This window comes from Pseudomonas sp. PA-1-6B, assembly GCF_021609545.1.
GTDB classification, from domain to species: Bacteria; Pseudomonadota; Gammaproteobacteria; order Pseudomonadales; family Pseudomonadaceae; genus Aquipseudomonas; species Aquipseudomonas fluorescens_BV.
The window spans coordinates 18,313-33,455 of record NZ_WJZM01000016.1 but is presented as its reverse complement, the minus strand read 5'-3'; the positions used below and the strand labels follow the sequence as shown (position 1 = coordinate 33,455).

The window sequence follows — 15,143 nt, the reverse complement described above, 5'->3', positions numbered from 1 at the left end:
TGAAGATTCTTGTACGCAACGCGCTTTTGTTACGCGCACAAAAAACCGGGCACTAGGCCCGGTTCTTCGTTGCAGCTTGTCGTATTACTCGGCGCTTACAGCTTCGCCAGCAGTAGCACGATCAACCAACTCGACGTACGCCATAGGCGCGTTGTCGCCAGCGCGGAAACCGCACTTGAGGATGCGCAGGTAGCCGCCCTCACGGGTAGCGTAACGCTTGCCCAGGTCGTTGAAGAGCTTACCAACGATAGCTTTCGAACGAGTACGGTCGAAAGCCAGACGGCGGTTAGCCAGGCTGTCTGTCTTGGCCAAAGTGATCAGCGGCTCAGCAACGCGACGCAGTTCTTTAGCTTTCGGCAGTGTAGTTTTGATCAGCTCGTGCTCGAACAGCGACACCGCCATGTTTTGGAACATGGCCTTGCGGTGCGAGCTGGTACGGCTCAGGTGACGACCACTTTTACGATGACGCATGGTTCATTCCTTACCAAACTCACGTTCGGTGATTACGACGATCAGGCAGTCGCCTTGTCGTCCTTCTTAAGACTTGCAGGCGGCCAGTTGTCGAGGCGCATGCCGAGGGACAGACCGCGGGAGGCCAGAACGTCCTTGATTTCAGTCAAGGATTTCTTGCCCAGGTTCGGAGTCTTCAACAGTTCTACTTCGGTGCGCTGGATCAGGTCACCGATGTAGTAAATGTTTTCCGCCTTAAGGCAGTTAGCCGAACGTACAGTCAGTTCCAGATCGTCAACCGGGCGAAGCAGGATCGGATCGATCTCGTCTTCCTGCTCGATTACCACTGGTTCGCTGTCACCTTTGAGGTCGACGAACGCAGCCAACTGCTGTTGCAGAATGGTTGCAGCGCGGCGGATAGCCTCTTCAGGATCCAGGGTACCGTTGGTTTCCAGATCAATAACCAGCTTGTCCAGGTTAGTACGCTGCTCGACACGGGCGTTTTCCACCACGTATGCGATACGGCGAACCGGGCTGAACGAAGAGTCAAGCTGCAAGCGACCAATGCTGCGGCTTTCGTCTTCATCGCTCTGACGCGAGTCGGCCGGTTCATAACCACGACCACGAGCTACAGTGAGCTTCATGTTCAGGGCGCCGTTAGACGCCAGGTTAGCGATTACGTGATCGGGGTTAACGATCTCGACATCATGATCCAGCTGAATATCGGCAGCGGTAACCACCCCCGAACCCTTCTTCGACAAGGTCAGCGTAACTTCGTCACGGCCGTGCAGCTTGATAGCCAGACCTTTAAGGTTCAACAGGATTTCAATTACGTCTTCCTGTACACCTTCGATGGCGCTGTACTCGTGGAGCACACCGTCAATCTCGGCCTCGACTACTGCACAGCCGGGCATTGAGGACAACAGGATGCGGCGCAGCGCGTTGCCCAGGGTGTGGCCAAAACCACGCTCGAGAGGCTCGAGAGTAATTTTGGCGCGGGTTGGACTGACAACCTGCACATCAATGTGGCGGGGTGTCAGGAACTCATTTACCGAAATCTGCATGGATGCACCTATTTTCTAGCCCTTACTTGGAGTAGAGCTCGACAATCAGGCTTTCGTTGATGTCGGCGGACAGATCACTGCGAGCAGGAACGTTCTTGAAAACGCCCGACTTCTTCTCAGTGTCTACTTCTACCCATTCTACGCGGCCACGTTGGGCACACAGATCGAGAGCTTGGACAATGCGAAGTTGGTTTTTTGCTTTCTCGCGAACTGCGACCACGTCACCAGCACGAACCTGGTAGGACGGAACGTTTACGGTCTGACCGTTAACGCTGATCGACTTGTGCGATACCAGCTGACGGGATTCGGCACGAGTCGAACCAAAGCCCATACGGTATACAACGTTGTCCAGACGGCATTCGAGCAGTTGCAGCAGGTTTTCACCGGTTGCACCTTTCTTGCCAGCAGCTTCTTTGTAGTAGCCGCTGAACTGACGCTCGAGAACGCCGTAGATACGACGGACCTTCTGCTTTTCACGCAGTTGGGTGCCGTAGTCGGACTGGCGACCGCGGCGTTGGCCGTGGATACCAGGTGCTGCTTCAATGTTGCACTTCGATTCGATCGCGCGCACGCCGCTCTTCAGGAAGAGATCGGTGCCTTCGCGACGAGCGAGTTTGCATTTTGGACCAATGTAACGAGCCATTCTTTACAATCTCCTGGATTACACGCGGCGCTTCTTCGGCGGACGGCACCCGTTGTGCGGGATTGGCGTCACGTCGGTGATGCTGGCGATCTTATAGCCACAGCCGTTCAAAGCACGGACAGCAGACTCACGACCTGGACCTGGACCTTTGACGTTAACGTCGAGGTTTTTCAGGCCATATTCCAGCGCAGCTTGACCAGCACGTTCAGCAGCTACTTGAGCAGCAAACGGGGTGGACTTGCGGGAACCGCGGAAACCCGAACCACCGGAGGTAGCCCAAGAAAGCGCGTTACCTTGACGGTCGGTGATGGTCACGATGGTGTTGTTAAAAGATGCATGGATGTGGGCGATGCCATCAACCACTGTCTTTTTAACTTTTTTACGAGGACGAGCAGCAGGTTTTGCCATGATAATTTTCCTGTCGATTCGCTGGGGCGATTACTTGCGGATCGGCTTACGCGGACCTTTACGGGTACGCGCGTTAGTCTTGGTACGCTGACCGCGTACTGGAAGACCACGACGATGACGCAGACCGCGATAGCAACCGAGGTCCATCAAACGCTTGATTTTCATGTTGATTTCGCGACGCAGGTCACCTTCAGTGGTGAACTTCGCCACTTCGCCACGCAGCTGTTCAATCTGCTCGTCGCTCAGATCCTTGATCTTAGCGGCTGGGTTTACCCCAGCAACCGCGCAAATTTTCTGCGCAGTAGTGCGACCAACACCATAGATGTAGGTCAGCGAGATAACAGTGTGCTTGTTATCTGGAATGTTAACGCCTGCAATACGGGCCATTCAGTGGGACTCCAATTGACAGCTACCTACGCCCCGGAAGCCAAGAAATAGGGCGCGAGATAATATCGCTGTAATAACAAATAATCAACCCGGCAGCGCACTAGCTGCCGGGCTTCAAGCGGATCACACTCAGCCTTGGCGCTGTTTGTGACGCGGTTCCGCGCTGCAAATTACTCGAACAACACCTTCGCGGCGAATAATCTTGCAGTTACGGCACAGCTTTTTCACCGATGCACGAACTTTCATCACCAACTCCTCGAACCTTATGGGGTACTCAGCGCAACATGCCGCTGCCGTAGCCCTTCAGGTTGGCTTTCTTCATCAGGGATTCGTACTGGTGCGAAACGAGGTGCGATTGTACTTGGGACATGAAGTCCATCACAACCACGACCACGATCAGCAACGAGGTCCCGCCAAGGTAGAACGGAACGTTTGCTGCAACCACCAGGAATTGGGGCAACAAGCATACGGCCGTCATATATAGAGCACCGAACAGGGTCAAACGGGTCAGAACGCCATCAATGTAGCGTGCCGACTGCTCACCTGGACGGATGCCCGGAATAAAGGCACCGGACTTCTTCAGGTTTTCCGCTACGTCTTTCGGATTGAACATCAACGCCGTATAGAAGAAGCAGAAGAAAATAATCCCTGCACTAAACAGCAGAATATTCAACGGCTGACCAGGAGCGATCGACTGAGAGAGGTCCTGCAGCCAGCCCATATTTTCAGACTGACCAAACCAGGTACCCAACGAAGCCGGAAACAGCAAGATGCTGCTCGCGAAAATTGCCGGAATAACACCGGCCATATTCACTTTCAGCGGCAAGTGGCTGGTCTGCGCAGCAAAGACCTTACGGCCCTGCTGACGCTTGGCGTAGTGAACAGCAATACGACGCTGGCCACGCTCAATGAACACCACAAAACCGATAATCGCTACTGCCAGCAAACCGATGGCAACCAAGGCGAAGATATTGATATCACCCTGACGCGCAGACTCGAAAGACTGCCCGATTGCTCTCGGAAGACCGGCGACGATACCTGCGAAAATCAACATCGAGATACCGTTGCCAACACCACGCTCAGTAATCTGCTCACCCAGCCACATCATGAACATCGCACCAGCCACAAACGTGGATACCGCGACGAAATGGAAGCCAAAGTCACCAGTGAACGCAACGCCCTGCCCTGCCAGGCCAACGGACATGCCGATAGCTTGAACCAGGGCGAGGACGACAGTGCCGTAGCGGGTGTACTGGCTAATCTTGCGACGGCCAGCTTCACCTTCCTTCTTCAACTGCTCCAGCTGCGGGCTGACGGCTGTCATCAGTTGCATGATGATCGATGCCGAGATATACGGCATGATCCCCAGTGCAAAGATGCTCATCCGCTCCAGCGCGCCGCCGGAAAACATGTTGAACAAGCTAAGAATGGTCCCCTCATTCTGTCGAAACAGGTCTGCGAGTCGGTCCGGGTTGATACCTGGAACCGGGATGTGTGCGCCTATTCGGTAGACGATAATCGCCAGGAACAGAAAACGCAGACGAGCCCAAAGTTCAGACATACCGCCTTTGCCGAGCGCTGAGAGAGCACCTTGCTTAGCCATTTATTCCTCGAACTTGCCGCCAGCTGCTTCGATAGCCGAACGCGCACCTTTGGTGGCGCCGATTCCCTTGCCGATAGTGACAGCGCGAGTCACTTCACCGGACAGCATGATTTTCACACGCTGTACGTTGACGTTGATCACGTTGGCATCTTTCAGGGTCTGCACAGTAACGATGTCGCCTTCCACTTTAGCCAGCTCGGACAGACGCACTTCTGCGCGATCCATGGCTTTCAAGGACACGAAACCGAACTTAGGCAGGCGACGATGCAGCGGCTGTTGACCGCCTTCAAAGCCTGGAGCAATGGTGCCACCGGAGCGGGAGGTTTGACCCTTGTGGCCACGGCCACCGGTCTTACCCAAACCACTACCGATACCACGGCCCGGACGATGCTTTTCGCGACGGGAACCCGGCGCTGGACTCAGATCATTGAGTTTCATCGATTAACCCTCTACACGCAGCATGTAGTAAGCCTTGTTGATCATCCCGCGATTCTCGGGAGTATCCTGGACTTCTACAGTGTGACCGATGCGACGCAGACCCAAACCTTTAACGCACAATTTGTGGTTAGGGATGCGGCCGGTCATGCTTTTGATCAGCGTTACTTTAACGGTAGCCATGATCAGAAGATCTCCTTGACAGTCAGGCCACGCTTGGCAGCGATGGACTCAGGAGATTGCATAGCCTTCAGACCCTTGAAAGTGGCGTGAACCACGTTTACCGGGTTAGTCGAGCCGTAGCACTTGGCCAGAACGTTCTGAACGCCAGCAACTTCGAGGACAGCACGCATAGCGCCGCCAGCGATGATACCGGTACCTTCAGAAGCAGGCTGCATGTACACCTTCGAAGCGCCGTGAGCGGACTTCATTGCGTACTGCAGAGTGGTGCCGTTCAGATCAACTTGGATCATGTTGCGACGAGCAGCTTCCATTGCCTTCTGGATCGCAGCAGGCACTTCACGTGACTTGCCACGGCCGAAGCCAACACGCCCTTTACCATCACCCACCACGGTCAACGCGGTGAAAGTGAAGATACGGCCGCCTTTAACGGTTTTGGCTACGCGGTTAACTTGAACCAGCTTCTCAATGTAGCCTTCGTCGCGCTTTTGGTCGTTATTTGACATAACTTAGAACTCCAGCCCAGCTTCACGAGCAGCATCAGCCAGCGCTTTCACGCGGCCATGGTACTTGAAGCCAGAGCGGTCGAAAGCCACTTGCGAGACGCCAGCGGCCTTAGCACGCGTAGCGACCAGCTGGCCAACCTTTGTGGCCGCGTCGATGTTGCCAGTGGCACCATCACGCAGTTCTTTATCCAAAGTCGAGGCGCTTGCCAGGACTTTGTTGCCGTCGGCCGAGATGACCTGGGCGTAGATGTGCTGCGACGAGCGGAACACGCAGAGACGCACGACTTCGAGTTCGTGCATTTTCAGGCGTGCTTTGCGAGCGCGACGCAGTCGAGTAACTTTTTTGTCGGTCATTTGCTATGCCCTACTTCTTCTTGGCTTCTTTACGACGGACGACTTCGTCCGCGTAGCGCACACCTTTGCCTTTGTACGGCTCTGGTGGACGGAAGTCGCGGATCTCAGCGGCCACTTGACCTACCAGCTGCTTGTCGATGCCCTTGATCAGGATATCGGTCTGGCTAGGAGTCTCAGCAGTGATGCCCGCTGGCAGTTCGTAATCCACTGGGTGCGAGAAGCCAAGGGCAAGGTTCAAAACCGTGCCTTTTGCTTGCGCTTTGTAACCAACACCGACCAGCTGGAGCTTACGCTCGAAGCCTTGGCTTACGCCTTGGACCATGTTGTTTACCAACGCACGCGTGGTACCGGCCATTGCGCGAGTTTGTTGATCGCCATTGCGAGCAGCGAAACGCAGCTCACCAGCTTCTTCAACGATCTCAACGGACGAATGGATGTTCAGTTCAAGAGTACCCTTGGCACCCTTCACCGAAAGCTGTTGGCCTGCGAATTTGACTTCGACACCGGCTGGCAGCTTAACGGGGTTCTTAGCGACGCGAGACATGCTTATCCCCCCTTAGAACACAGTGCAAAGAACTTCGCCGCCGACACCGGCAGCGCGCGCAGCACGATCCGTCATCACACCTTTGTTGGTGGAGACGATAGACACGCCCAGACCGCCACGAACTTTCGGCAGATCTTCAGCGGACTTGTACTGACGCAGGCCTGGACGGCTAACGCGCTTCACTTCCTCGATGACCGAACGGCCTTCGAAGTACTTCAGCTCGATGGACAGCAGTGGTTTGATTTCGCTGCTGATCTGATAACCCGCAATGTAGCCTTCGTCTTTCAGGACTTTGGCAACAGCTACCTTCAACTTGGAAGATGGCATGCTTACGACGGACTTTTCAGCCATCTGGGCATTACGGATACGAGTTAGCATGTCCGCTAACGGGTCCTGCATACTCATGGGCTAGACGCTCCTAATACAAAAAAATTAGCCTTGCGGCTACATATGTCGCCGAGAATCTCCGAGCACAAAAAACACGGGCTCAGGCGAGCCGCGTATTTTAGACATACTCCAGAAATGAAACAAGCCCCAAAAGGGGCTTGATCCAGATTCAAGGTCACCGGCGGTCAGTATCTTGCGATTCCGACCACCTGGACGTTGAAAGTACTTACCAGCTGGCTTTAACCAGACCTGGTACGTCACCACGCATTGCCGCTTCACGCAGTTTGTTACGGCCGAGGCCGAACTTGCGGTAAACGCCGTGTGGACGACCGGTCAGGCGGCAGCGGTTACGCATGCGCGAAGCGCTTGCGTCACGTGGCTGCTTCTGCAGAGCAACTGTAGCTTCCCAACGCGCTTCTGGACTTGCGTTCAGATCAACGATGATTGCTTTCAGTGCTGCACGCTTCTTGGCGTACTTGGCAACCGTGAGCTGACGCTTCAGCTCGCGGTTTTTCATGCTCATCTTGGCCATGGTCCTACTCCAATCAGTTGCGGAACGGGAATTTGAACGCACGCAGCAGAGCGCGGCCTTCATCATCGTTCTTGGCAGTGGTGGTCAGGGTGATGTCCAGACCGCGGAGAGCATCGATCTTGTCGTAGTCGATTTCCGGGAAGATGATCTGCTCTTTCACGCCCATGCTGTAGTTACCACGACCATCGAAGGACTTGGCATTCAGGCCGCGGAAGTCGCGGACCCGAGGCAGGGAGATCGACAGCAGACGATCCAGGAATTCGTACATACGCTCACGGCGCAGAGTCACTTTGACGCCGATCGGCCAACCTTCACGGACTTTAAAGCCAGCGATGGATTTCCGAGCGTAAGTCACAACGACTTTTTGACCGGTGATCTTTTCCAGGTCAGCAACAGCGTGCTCGATGACTTTTTTGTCGCCGATCGCTTCGCCCAGACCCATGTTCAGGGTGATTTTGGTGACGCGCGGAACTTCCATCACGTTCCCGAGCTTAAGTTCTTCCTTAAGCTTAGGGGCGATTTCCTTCCGGTAAATCTCTTGTAGTCGTGCCATGGTCTAATCTACCTAGCAGTGTTCAAGCATCAACCGCTTTTTGGGTCGACTTGAAGACACGAATTTTCTTACCGTCTTCTACTTTGAAACCAACGCGGTCAGCCTTGTTGGTTTCGCCGTTGAAGATGGCGACGTTAGAAGCATCCAGCGGAGCTTCTTTCTCGACGATACCGCCCTGCACGCCCGACATCGGGTTAGGTTTGGTATGACGCTTGACCAGGTTCAGACCACCGATAACCAGACGGTTATTAGCGAGAACCTTAAGCACCTTACCGCGCTTACCTTTGTCTTTGCCGGCGATCACGATGATCTCGTCGTCACGACGAATCTTTTGCATGTCGGATCTCCTTACAGCACTTCTGGGGCGAGCGAGACGATCTTCATGAACTTCTCAGTACGAAGTTCACGAGTCACTGGCCCAAAGATACGGGTGCCGATCGGCTCTTGCTTGTTGTTCAGAAGAACAGCAGCGTTGCCATCAAAGCGGATAATGGAGCCATCAGCACGACGTACGCCGTGACGAGTGCGGACTACAACAGCAGTCATCACTTGGCCTTTTTTCACCTTACCGCGAGGAATTGCTTCCTTCACGGTAACTTTGATGATGTCACCGATACCAGCGTAACGACGATGGGAGCCACCCAGCACCTTGATGCACATAACACGGCGAGCGCCGCTGTTATCGGCCACATCGAGCATGGATTGAGTCTGAATCATATAATTTCTCCGACCCCTAGTCCTTAGACTTCCACAGCGCGTTCGAGAACATCAACCAGTGCCCAAGACTTGGTCTTGGCCATCGGACGAGTTTCACGAATAGTGACTTTGTCGCCGATGTGGCACTGATTGGTTTCGTCGTGCGCGTGCAGCTTAGTCGAACGCTTAACATATTTACCGTAGATCGGGTGCTTAACGCGACGCTCGATCAAAACGGTGATGGTTTTGTCCATCTTGTCGCTGACAACACGGCCAGTCAGCGTACGGACAGTCTTTTCGGCTTCAGCCATGATCACTTACCTGCCTGCTGGTTGAGCACAGTCTTCACGCGAGCGATGTCACGCTTAACTTGCGAGAGCAGATGAGACTGCCCCAACTGGCCAGTTGCTTTCTGCATACGCAGATTGAACTGGTCGCGCAGCAGGCCGAGCAGTTGCTCGTTCAGCTGCTGTGCGGATTTTTCACGAAGTTCATTCGCTTTCATCACATCACCGTCCGTTTAACAAAGGAGGTGGCGAGCGGCAGCTTTGCAGCAGCCAGGGCGAAAGCCTCACGCGCCAGCTCTTCAGAAACACCCTCGATTTCATACAGGACTTTGCCTGGCTGAATCTGGGCTACCCAGTATTCCACGTTACCCTTACCTTTACCCATCCGAACCTCGAGAGGCTTTTTGGAGATCGGCTTGTCCGGGAATACACGGATCCAGATCTTGCCGCCACGTTTTACGTGACGGGTCAGAGCACGACGCGCTGACTCGATCTGACGAGCGGTGAGACGACCACGAGCTACAGACTTCAGCGCGAACTCGCCGAAGCTGACTTTGCTACCGCGCTGAGCCAGACCACGGTTGTGGCCTGTCATCTGCTTGCGGAACTTCGTACGCTTAGGTTGCAACATTTGGCGTACCCCTTACTTAGCAGCTTTTTTACGAGGCGCTGGTGCTTGTGGTTTCAGTTCTTCTTGGCGACCACCAATTACTTCGCCTTTGAAGATCCAAACCTTTACACCGATCACACCGTAAGTGGTGTGAGCTTCGTAGTTGGCATAGTCGATGTCGGCACGCAGGGTGTGCAGTGGCACACGACCTTCGCGATACCATTCAGTACGTGCGATTTCAGCACCGCCGAGACGACCGCTCACTTGGATTTTGATGCCTTTGGCACCAATGCGCATGGCGTTCTGTACGGCGCGCTTCATAGCGCGACGGAACATTACGCGACGCTCCAGCTGCTGAGCTACGCTCTGCGCAACCAGCATACCGTCGAGCTCCGGCTTGCGGATCTCTTCGATATTGATGTGCACAGGCACACCCATTTGCTTGGTCAGGTCCTGACGCAGTTTCTCAACATCTTCACCTTTCTTCCCGATAACGATACCTGGACGAGCGGTGTGGATGGTGATACGTGCAGTTTGCGCCGGACGATGGATATCGATACGGCTTACGGACGCGCTTTTTAGTTTGTCTTGGAGATACTCACGCACCTTCAGATCAGCGAACAAGTAGTCCGCATAAGTCCGACCGTCTGCGTACCAGACGGAGGTGTGCTCCTTGACGATTCCCAGGCGAATGCCAATGGGATGTACTTTCTGACCCATCTCTTCGACTCCGTTACTTGTCAGCAACCTTGACAGTGATATGGCAAGACCGCTTGACGATGCGATCAGCACGGCCTTTGGCACGTGGCATGATGCGCTTCAGCGAACGCCCTTCGTTGACGAAAACGGTGCTGACCTTCAGGTCATCAACGTCTGCGCCTTCGTTATGCTCGGCGTTGGCTACGGCCGACTCCAGCACTTTCTTCATGATCTCGGCGGCTTTCTTACTGCTGAAAGCCAACAGGTTGAGCGCTTCGCCCACCTTCTTCCCGCGGATCTGGTCGGCGACCAAGCGGGCTTTCTGGGCGGAGATTCGAGCGCCCGACAACTTAGCGGCTACTTCCATTTCCTAACCCCTTAACGCTTGGCTTTCTTGTCTGCCACGTGCCCACGATAAGTGCGGGTACCGGCAAACTCGCCCAGTTTGTGGCCGACCATGTCTTCGTTAACGAGAACTGGGACGTGTTGACGACCGTTGTGTACTGCGATGGTCAGACCGACCATTTGTGGCAGGATCATCGAACGACGCGACCAGGTCTTAACTGGTTTGCGATCGTTCTTTTCCGCCGCCACTTCGATCTTCTTCAGTAGGTGAAGATCAATAAAAGGACCTTTTTTCAGAGAACGTGGCACTGTCGTATCCCTCTATTTACTTGCGACGACGGACGATCATTTTGTCGGTACGCTTATTACCACGAGTCTTCGCGCCCTTAGTCGGGAAGCCCCATGGCGATACCGGATGACGACCACCAGAGGTACGACCTTCACCACCACCGTGTGGGTGGTCAACCGGGTTCATGGCAACACCACGAACGGTTGGGCGAACGCCACGCCAGCGTTTGGCACCAGCTTTACCCAACGAACGCAGGCTGTGCTCGGAGTTCGAGACTTCGCCCAGGGTCGCACGGCATTCAGCCAGTACTTTACGCATCTCACCAGAACGCAGACGCAGGGTCACGTAGACACCTTCACGAGCGATCAACTGAGCCGAAGCACCAGCGGAACGAGCGATCTGTGCGCCTTTACCTGGCTTCAATTCGATGCCGTGTACGGTGCTACCAACTGGAATGTTACGCAGTTGCAGAGCGTTGCCCGGCTTGATCGGTGCCAGAGCACCTGCGATCAGCTGGTCGCCAGCACTCACGCCTTTAGGGGCGATGATGTAGCGACGCTCGCCATCTGCGTACAGCAGCAGAGCGATGTGAGCAGTACGGTTTGGATCGTATTCGATACGCTCGACAGTGGCAGCGATGCCATCTTTGTCGTTGCGACGGAAGTCGACCAGACGATAATGCTGCTTATGGCCACCACCGATGTGACGAGTGGTAATACGACCATTGTTGTTACGACCACCAGACTTCGATTTTTTCTCGAGCAGCGGTGCGTGAGGAGCGCCTTTATGCAGCTCCTGGTTGACCACCTTGACCACAAAACGGCGGCCAGGGGAAGTCGGTTTGCATTTAACGATTGCCATGATGCACCCCTTCCTTACTCAGCACTGCTGCTGAAATCGAGATCTTGGCCTGGCTGAAGGGAGATAACCGCCTTCTTCCAGTCATTACGCTTGCCCAGACCGCGAGCAGTGCGCTTGCTCTTACCCAGAACATTCAGGGTAGTAACACGCTCTACTTTCACGCTGAACAGGCTTTCGACGGCCTTCTTGATTTCCAGCTTGGTTGCGTCAGTTGCAACCTTGAAAACGAACTGGCCTTTCTTGTCAGCCAGAACCGTAGCCTTTTCGGAAACGTGCGGGCCAAGCAGAACTTTAAATACGCGTTCCTGGTTCATCCCAGCAGCTCCTCGAATTTCTTCACGGCCGACACGGTGATCAACACCTTGTCGTATGCGATCAGACTAACTGGATCGGAACCTTGCACGTCACGTACATCAACGTGTGGCAGGTTACGAGCAGCCAGGTACAGGTTCTGATCAACAGCTTCGGACACGATCAAAACGTCGGTCAGGCTCATGTTGTTCAGTTTGCCCAGCAGATCTTTGGTTTTTGGACTTTCAACAGCGAAGTCCTGAACCACGACCAGACGATCAGTACGCACGAGTTCAGCAAGGATGGAGCGCAGTGCTGCGCGGTACATCTTCTTGTTGAGCTTCTGAGAGTGATCCTGTGGACGAGCTGCGAAAGTGGTACCGCCGCCACGCCAGATTGGGCTACGGATAGTACCGGCACGAGCACGGCCAGTGCCTTTCTGACGCCAAGGGCGCTTACCGCCACCACGTACGTCGGAACGGGTCTTTTGCTGCTTGCTACCTTGACGGCCGCCGGCCATGTAGGCCACGACTGCTTGGTGAACGAGCGTCTCGTTGAATTCGCCGCCAAATGTCAGTTCGGAAACTTCGATCGCTTGAGCGTCATTTACATTTAATTGCATGTCAGCTTCCCCTTAACCGCGAGCCTTGGCCGCTGGACGTACAACCAGGTTGCCGCCAGTAGCGCCAGGAACAGCACCCTTGACCAACAACAGATTGCGTTCAGCGTCGACGCGCACTACTTCGAGGGACTGCACGGTCACGCGCTCAGCGCCCATATGACCGGACATTTTTTTGCCCTTGAATACACGACCAGGAGTCTGGCACTGGCCAATAGAGCCCGGGACGCGGTGGGAAACGGAGTTACCGTGAGTGTTGTCTTGACCACGGAAATTCCAACGCTTGATCGTACCCTGGAAGCCTTTACCCTTGGACTGACCGGTTACATCAACCAGTTGACCAGCGGCGAAGATTTCAGCGTTGATCAGATCGCCAGCCTGGTAGTCGCCGTCTTCAAGACGGAACTCCATAACAGTACGACCAGCTGCAACGTTTGCTTTAGCGAAGTGACCTGCTTGAGCAGCAGTCACGCGCGAAGCGCGACGCTCGCCGACAGTGACTTGCACTGCACGATAGCCATCGGTTTCTTCAGTTTTGAACTGGGTGACGCGATTCGGTTCGATCTCAATGACCGTGACCGGAATGGAGACACCTTCTTCGGTGAAAATACGGGTCATACCGCATTTACGACCGACTACACCAATAGTCATGTTGTAAACCTCATGAGTGTACGGGGCTTTCACCCGCTATGGCCGCCCATTTCAGAGCGTTACACGACTAAGACCCAAGTCTTAGCCGAGGCTGATCTGTACTTCCACACCGGCCGCCAGATCGAGCTTCATAAGTGCATCAACGGTTTTATCCGTTGGCTGGACGATGTCCAGTACGCGCTTATGAGTACGGATCTCGTACTGGTCACGCGCGTCTTTGTTGACGTGCGGGGAGACCAGAACGGTGAACCGCTCTTTACGGGTAGGCAGTGGAATTGGACCACGCACTTGAGCACCAGTACGTTTCGCGGTTTCCACGATTTCCTGGGTGGATTGGTCGATCAGGCGATGGTCAAAAGCCTTCAACCTGATACGAATTTGCTGATTTTGCATTGGATTTCAGACTCCGGCTGCTATTCCCACCGGGCGCAATACGCCCGTTAAAAGGAGGCGCAATTCTATAGACGCCCTAGATATGTGTCAACCCAATAAAAAAGGCCCCCGCTAAGCGGGGGCCTTCTCAAAACATCAGAGCTCACTCAAAAGAGAGATTACTCGATGATTTTAGCTACAACGCCAGCACCAACGGTACGGCCGCCTTCACGGATAGCGAAGCGCAGACCGTCTTCCATTGCGATGGTTTTGATCAGGGTAACAGTCATTTGAATGTTATCGCCTGGCATTACCATTTCAACGCCTTCTGGCAATTCGCAGTTACCGGTCACGTCAGTAGTACGGAAGTAGAACTGTGGACGGTAGCCTTTGAAGAACGGAGTATGACGGCCGCCTTCTTCTTTGCTCAGAACGTAAACTTCTGCGGTGAACTTGGTGTGCGGCTTGACCGAACCTGGCTTAACCAGAACCTGGCCACGCTCAACGTCGTCACGCTTGGTACCACGCAGCAGAACGCCGCAGTTCTCGCCAGCACGACCTTCGTCGAGCAGTTTGCGGAACATTTCAACACCGGTGCAGGTGGTAACAGTAGTGTCACGCAGACCAACGATTTCCAGTGGATCCTGAACGCGAACGATACCGCGCTCGATACGACCAGTCACAACAGTACCGCGACCGGAGATCGAGAATACGTCTTCGATTGGCATCAGGAACGGCTTGTCGGTCAGACGAACTGGTTCTGGGATGTAGCTGTCCAGAGTTTCAACCAGTTTACGAACGGCAGTGGTGCCCATTTCGTTTTCGTCGTTGCCTTCCAGAGCCATACGAGCAGAACCGATGATGATCGGAGTGTCGTCGCCTGGGAAGTCGTAAGTGCTCAGCAGATCGCGCACTTCCATCTCAACCAGTTCCAGCAGCTCAGCGTCGTCTACCAGGTCAGCCTTGTTCAGGAAAACCACGATGTACGGAACGCCAACCTGGCGGGACAGCAGGATGTGCTCACGGGTTTGTGGCATCGGACCATCAGCGGCCGAGCAAACCAGGATAGCGCCGTCCATCTGGGCAGCACCAGTGATCATGTTCTTCACGTAGTCAGCGTGACCTGGGCAGTCAACGTGAGCGTAGTGACGAATAGTCGAGTTGTACTCAACGTGCGCGGTGTTGATGGTGATACCACGAGCTTTTTCTTCTGGTGCGCTGTCGATCTTGTCGAAGTCAACACGAGCCGAACCGAAAACTTCGGAGCAGACGCGAGTCAGAGCAGCGGTCAGAGTGGTTTTACCGTGGTCAACGTGGCCGATGGTGCCAACGTTTACGTGCGGTAGGGAACGATCAAATTTTTCTTTAGCCACGACA

The 15,143-nt window shown here is 54.4% G+C and carries 29 protein-coding genes; all 29 read right to left on the bottom strand.

Annotated elements, in window-relative coordinates:
• Positions 1 to 84: 84 nt before the first annotated feature.
• The 29 genes from rplQ to tuf all read right to left on the bottom strand — a co-directional run bounded on the left by rplQ (position 85) and on the right by tuf (position 15,139).
• Positions 85 to 471: a 50S ribosomal protein L17 gene (gene rplQ, locus GIV35_RS10320; RefSeq protein ID WP_003176402.1), complete on the bottom strand. Its 387-nt coding sequence runs from the start codon at positions 469 to 471 to the stop codon at positions 85 to 87.
• Between the two features lie 41 nt (positions 472 to 512).
• Positions 513 to 1,514: a DNA-directed RNA polymerase subunit alpha gene (locus GIV35_RS10315; RefSeq protein WP_003176403.1), complete on the bottom strand. Its 1,002-nt coding sequence runs from the start codon at positions 1,512 to 1,514 to the stop codon at positions 513 to 515.
• A 22-nt stretch (positions 1,515 to 1,536) separates the two neighbouring features.
• Positions 1,537 to 2,157 (bottom strand): 30S ribosomal protein S4, encoded by a 621-nt coding sequence (gene rpsD / locus GIV35_RS10310; protein ID WP_003176404.1) that lies wholly within the window; start codon positions 2,155 to 2,157, stop codon positions 1,537 to 1,539.
• Between the two features lie 18 nt (positions 2,158 to 2,175).
• Positions 2,176 to 2,565, bottom strand: a complete 390-nt coding sequence (rpsK, locus tag GIV35_RS10305; RefSeq protein WP_002555466.1) for a 30S ribosomal protein S11 — start codon at positions 2,563 to 2,565, stop codon at positions 2,176 to 2,178.
• Between the two features lie 30 nt (positions 2,566 to 2,595).
• Positions 2,596 to 2,952, bottom strand: coding sequence for a 30S ribosomal protein S13 (gene rpsM / locus GIV35_RS10300; protein WP_003194635.1), 357 nt, complete (start codon positions 2,950 to 2,952; stop codon positions 2,596 to 2,598).
• A 129-nt stretch (positions 2,953 to 3,081) separates the two neighbouring features.
• Positions 3,082 to 3,198 (bottom strand): 50S ribosomal protein L36, encoded by a 117-nt coding sequence (gene rpmJ / locus GIV35_RS10295; RefSeq protein ID WP_002555468.1) that lies wholly within the window; start codon positions 3,196 to 3,198, stop codon positions 3,082 to 3,084.
• 28 nt (positions 3,199 to 3,226) lie between these two features.
• A complete protein-coding gene (gene secY, locus GIV35_RS10290; protein WP_003194637.1) occupies positions 3,227 to 4,555 on the bottom strand; it encodes a preprotein translocase subunit SecY in 1,329 nt (442 codons plus the stop codon).
• Positions 4,556 to 4,993 carry a 50S ribosomal protein L15 gene (gene rplO, locus GIV35_RS10285; RefSeq protein WP_003176407.1) on the bottom strand — a complete coding sequence of 146 codons (438 nt, stop codon included), beginning with the start codon at positions 4,991 to 4,993 and terminating at the stop codon, positions 4,556 to 4,558.
• Positions 4,994 to 4,996: 3 nt separating this feature from the next.
• Positions 4,997 to 5,173 (bottom strand): 50S ribosomal protein L30, encoded by a 177-nt coding sequence (gene rpmD / locus GIV35_RS10280; RefSeq protein ID WP_003176408.1) that lies wholly within the window; start codon positions 5,171 to 5,173, stop codon positions 4,997 to 4,999.
• 2 nt (positions 5,174 to 5,175) lie between these two features.
• Positions 5,176 to 5,676 (bottom strand): 30S ribosomal protein S5, encoded by a 501-nt coding sequence (gene rpsE, locus GIV35_RS10275; RefSeq protein ID WP_003176409.1) that lies wholly within the window; start codon positions 5,674 to 5,676, stop codon positions 5,176 to 5,178.
• A gap of 3 nt (positions 5,677 to 5,679) precedes the next feature.
• Complete coding sequence (rplR, locus tag GIV35_RS10270; RefSeq protein ID WP_003186037.1) at positions 5,680 to 6,030, bottom strand: 50S ribosomal protein L18; 351 nt, start codon at positions 6,028 to 6,030, stop codon at positions 5,680 to 5,682.
• Between the two features lie 10 nt (positions 6,031 to 6,040).
• Complete coding sequence (gene rplF / locus GIV35_RS10265) at positions 6,041 to 6,574, bottom strand: 50S ribosomal protein L6 (protein ID WP_003194640.1); 534 nt, start codon at positions 6,572 to 6,574, stop codon at positions 6,041 to 6,043.
• Positions 6,575 to 6,586: 12 nt separating this feature from the next.
• Positions 6,587 to 6,979: a 30S ribosomal protein S8 gene (gene rpsH / locus GIV35_RS10260; protein ID WP_003176413.1), complete on the bottom strand. Its 393-nt coding sequence runs from the start codon at positions 6,977 to 6,979 to the stop codon at positions 6,587 to 6,589.
• 208 nt (positions 6,980 to 7,187) lie between these two features.
• Complete coding sequence (gene rpsN, locus GIV35_RS10255) at positions 7,188 to 7,493, bottom strand: 30S ribosomal protein S14 (RefSeq protein WP_003176414.1); 306 nt, start codon at positions 7,491 to 7,493, stop codon at positions 7,188 to 7,190.
• Between the two features lie 13 nt (positions 7,494 to 7,506).
• The gene (rplE, locus tag GIV35_RS10250) at positions 7,507 to 8,046 is read right to left on the bottom strand and encodes a 50S ribosomal protein L5 (RefSeq protein WP_003194642.1); all 540 of its coding nucleotides are present in this window, start codon (positions 8,044 to 8,046) and stop codon (positions 7,507 to 7,509) included.
• Positions 8,047 to 8,068: 22 nt separating this feature from the next.
• Positions 8,069 to 8,383, bottom strand: coding sequence for a 50S ribosomal protein L24 (gene rplX, locus GIV35_RS10245; RefSeq protein WP_003176416.1), 315 nt, complete (start codon positions 8,381 to 8,383; stop codon positions 8,069 to 8,071).
• Between the two features lie 11 nt (positions 8,384 to 8,394).
• Positions 8,395 to 8,763, bottom strand: a complete 369-nt coding sequence (gene rplN / locus GIV35_RS10240) for a 50S ribosomal protein L14 (protein WP_002555479.1) — start codon at positions 8,761 to 8,763, stop codon at positions 8,395 to 8,397.
• A gap of 23 nt (positions 8,764 to 8,786) precedes the next feature.
• Complete coding sequence (gene rpsQ, locus GIV35_RS10235) at positions 8,787 to 9,053, bottom strand: 30S ribosomal protein S17 (protein ID WP_003194644.1); 267 nt, start codon at positions 9,051 to 9,053, stop codon at positions 8,787 to 8,789.
• A gap of 2 nt (positions 9,054 to 9,055) precedes the next feature.
• Positions 9,056 to 9,247 (bottom strand): 50S ribosomal protein L29, encoded by a 192-nt coding sequence (gene rpmC, locus GIV35_RS10230; RefSeq protein WP_002555481.1) that lies wholly within the window; start codon positions 9,245 to 9,247, stop codon positions 9,056 to 9,058.
• On the bottom strand, positions 9,247 to 9,660 hold the full coding sequence (gene rplP, locus GIV35_RS10225; protein ID WP_003176421.1) for a 50S ribosomal protein L16: 414 nt from the start codon (positions 9,658 to 9,660) through the stop codon (positions 9,247 to 9,249). The genes rpmC and rplP overlap by 1 nt, the downstream gene beginning before the upstream one ends.
• Before the next feature lie 12 nt (positions 9,661 to 9,672).
• Positions 9,673 to 10,359, bottom strand: a complete 687-nt coding sequence (rpsC, locus tag GIV35_RS10220) for a 30S ribosomal protein S3 (protein ID WP_003176422.1) — start codon at positions 10,357 to 10,359, stop codon at positions 9,673 to 9,675.
• Positions 10,360 to 10,372: 13 nt separating this feature from the next.
• Positions 10,373 to 10,705: a 50S ribosomal protein L22 gene (gene rplV, locus GIV35_RS10215; RefSeq protein WP_003103908.1), complete on the bottom strand. Its 333-nt coding sequence runs from the start codon at positions 10,703 to 10,705 to the stop codon at positions 10,373 to 10,375.
• Between the two features lie 11 nt (positions 10,706 to 10,716).
• Positions 10,717 to 10,992: a 30S ribosomal protein S19 gene (rpsS, locus tag GIV35_RS10210; protein WP_002555486.1), complete on the bottom strand. Its 276-nt coding sequence runs from the start codon at positions 10,990 to 10,992 to the stop codon at positions 10,717 to 10,719.
• A 16-nt stretch (positions 10,993 to 11,008) separates the two neighbouring features.
• Complete coding sequence (rplB, locus tag GIV35_RS10205; RefSeq protein WP_003186055.1) at positions 11,009 to 11,833, bottom strand: 50S ribosomal protein L2; 825 nt, start codon at positions 11,831 to 11,833, stop codon at positions 11,009 to 11,011.
• Positions 11,834 to 11,847: 14 nt separating this feature from the next.
• Positions 11,848 to 12,147: a 50S ribosomal protein L23 gene (rplW, locus tag GIV35_RS10200; protein ID WP_002555488.1), complete on the bottom strand. Its 300-nt coding sequence runs from the start codon at positions 12,145 to 12,147 to the stop codon at positions 11,848 to 11,850.
• Complete coding sequence (rplD, locus tag GIV35_RS10195; RefSeq protein ID WP_003176424.1) at positions 12,144 to 12,746, bottom strand: 50S ribosomal protein L4; 603 nt, start codon at positions 12,744 to 12,746, stop codon at positions 12,144 to 12,146. The genes rplW and rplD overlap by 4 nt, the downstream gene beginning before the upstream one ends.
• Positions 12,747 to 12,758: 12 nt before the next feature.
• Positions 12,759 to 13,394 carry a 50S ribosomal protein L3 gene (gene rplC, locus GIV35_RS10190; protein WP_003194649.1) on the bottom strand — a complete coding sequence of 212 codons (636 nt, stop codon included), beginning with the start codon at positions 13,392 to 13,394 and terminating at the stop codon, positions 12,759 to 12,761.
• A gap of 81 nt (positions 13,395 to 13,475) precedes the next feature.
• Positions 13,476 to 13,787 carry a 30S ribosomal protein S10 gene (rpsJ, locus tag GIV35_RS10185; RefSeq protein WP_003186070.1) on the bottom strand — a complete coding sequence of 104 codons (312 nt, stop codon included), beginning with the start codon at positions 13,785 to 13,787 and terminating at the stop codon, positions 13,476 to 13,478.
• 158 nt (positions 13,788 to 13,945) lie between these two features.
• On the bottom strand, positions 13,946 to 15,139 hold the full coding sequence (gene tuf, locus GIV35_RS10180; RefSeq protein ID WP_005791980.1) for an elongation factor Tu: 1,194 nt from the start codon (positions 15,137 to 15,139) through the stop codon (positions 13,946 to 13,948).
• Between the last annotated feature and the right edge of the window lie 4 nt (positions 15,140 to 15,143).

Coding starts and splice junctions, on each gene's coding strand:
- rplQ (WP_003176402.1), bottom strand. CDS start 471: ATGCGTCATCGTAAAAGTGGTCGTCACCTGAGCCGTACCAGCTCGCAC.
- GIV35_RS10315 (WP_003176403.1), bottom strand. CDS start 1,514: ATGCAGATTTCGGTAAATGAGTTCCTGACACCCCGCCACATTGATGTG.
- rpsD (WP_003176404.1), bottom strand. CDS start 2,157: ATGGCTCGTTACATTGGTCCAAAATGCAAACTCGCTCGTCGCGAAGGC.
- rpsK (WP_002555466.1), bottom strand. CDS start 2,565: ATGGCAAAACCTGCTGCTCGTCCTCGTAAAAAAGTTAAAAAGACAGTG.
- rpsM (WP_003194635.1), bottom strand. CDS start 2,952: ATGGCCCGTATTGCAGGCGTTAACATTCCAGATAACAAGCACACTGTT.
- rpmJ (WP_002555468.1), bottom strand. CDS start 3,198: ATGAAAGTTCGTGCATCGGTGAAAAAGCTGTGCCGTAACTGCAAGATT.
- secY (WP_003194637.1), bottom strand. CDS start 4,555: ATGGCTAAGCAAGGTGCTCTCTCAGCGCTCGGCAAAGGCGGTATGTCT.
- rplO (WP_003176407.1), bottom strand. CDS start 4,993: ATGAAACTCAATGATCTGAGTCCAGCGCCGGGTTCCCGTCGCGAAAAG.
- rpmD (WP_003176408.1), bottom strand. CDS start 5,173: ATGGCTACCGTTAAAGTAACGCTGATCAAAAGCATGACCGGCCGCATC.
- rpsE (WP_003176409.1), bottom strand. CDS start 5,676: ATGTCAAATAACGACCAAAAGCGCGACGAAGGCTACATTGAGAAGCTG.
- rplR (WP_003186037.1), bottom strand. CDS start 6,030: ATGACCGACAAAAAAGTTACTCGACTGCGTCGCGCTCGCAAAGCACGC.
- rplF (WP_003194640.1), bottom strand. CDS start 6,574: ATGTCTCGCGTCGCTAAGAACCCCGTTAAGCTGCCAGCCGGTGTCGAA.
- rpsH (WP_003176413.1), bottom strand. CDS start 6,979: ATGAGTATGCAGGACCCGTTAGCGGACATGCTAACTCGTATCCGTAAT.
- rpsN (WP_003176414.1), bottom strand. CDS start 7,493: ATGGCCAAGATGAGCATGAAAAACCGCGAGCTGAAGCGTCAGCTCACG.
- rplE (WP_003194642.1), bottom strand. CDS start 8,046: ATGGCACGACTACAAGAGATTTACCGGAAGGAAATCGCCCCTAAGCTT.
- rplX (WP_003176416.1), bottom strand. CDS start 8,383: ATGCAAAAGATTCGTCGTGACGACGAGATCATCGTGATCGCCGGCAAA.
- rplN (WP_002555479.1), bottom strand. CDS start 8,763: ATGATTCAGACTCAATCCATGCTCGATGTGGCCGATAACAGCGGCGCT.
- rpsQ (WP_003194644.1), bottom strand. CDS start 9,053: ATGGCTGAAGCCGAAAAGACTGTCCGTACGCTGACTGGCCGTGTTGTC.
- rpmC (WP_002555481.1), bottom strand. CDS start 9,247: ATGAAAGCGAATGAACTTCGTGAAAAATCCGCACAGCAGCTGAACGAG.
- rplP (WP_003176421.1), bottom strand. CDS start 9,660: ATGTTGCAACCTAAGCGTACGAAGTTCCGCAAGCAGATGACAGGCCAC.
- rpsC (WP_003176422.1), bottom strand. CDS start 10,359: ATGGGTCAGAAAGTACATCCCATTGGCATTCGCCTGGGAATCGTCAAG.
- rplV (WP_003103908.1), bottom strand. CDS start 10,705: ATGGAAGTAGCCGCTAAGTTGTCGGGCGCTCGAATCTCCGCCCAGAAA.
- rplB (WP_003186055.1), bottom strand. CDS start 11,833: ATGGCAATCGTTAAATGCAAACCGACTTCCCCTGGCCGCCGTTTTGTG.
- rplW (WP_002555488.1), bottom strand. CDS start 12,147: ATGAACCAGGAACGCGTATTTAAAGTTCTGCTTGGCCCGCACGTTTCC.
- rplD (WP_003176424.1), bottom strand. CDS start 12,746: ATGCAATTAAATGTAAATGACGCTCAAGCGATCGAAGTTTCCGAACTG.
- rplC (WP_003194649.1), bottom strand. CDS start 13,394: ATGACTATTGGTGTAGTCGGTCGTAAATGCGGTATGACCCGTATTTTC.
- rpsJ (WP_003186070.1), bottom strand. CDS start 13,787: ATGCAAAATCAGCAAATTCGTATCAGGTTGAAGGCTTTTGACCATCGC.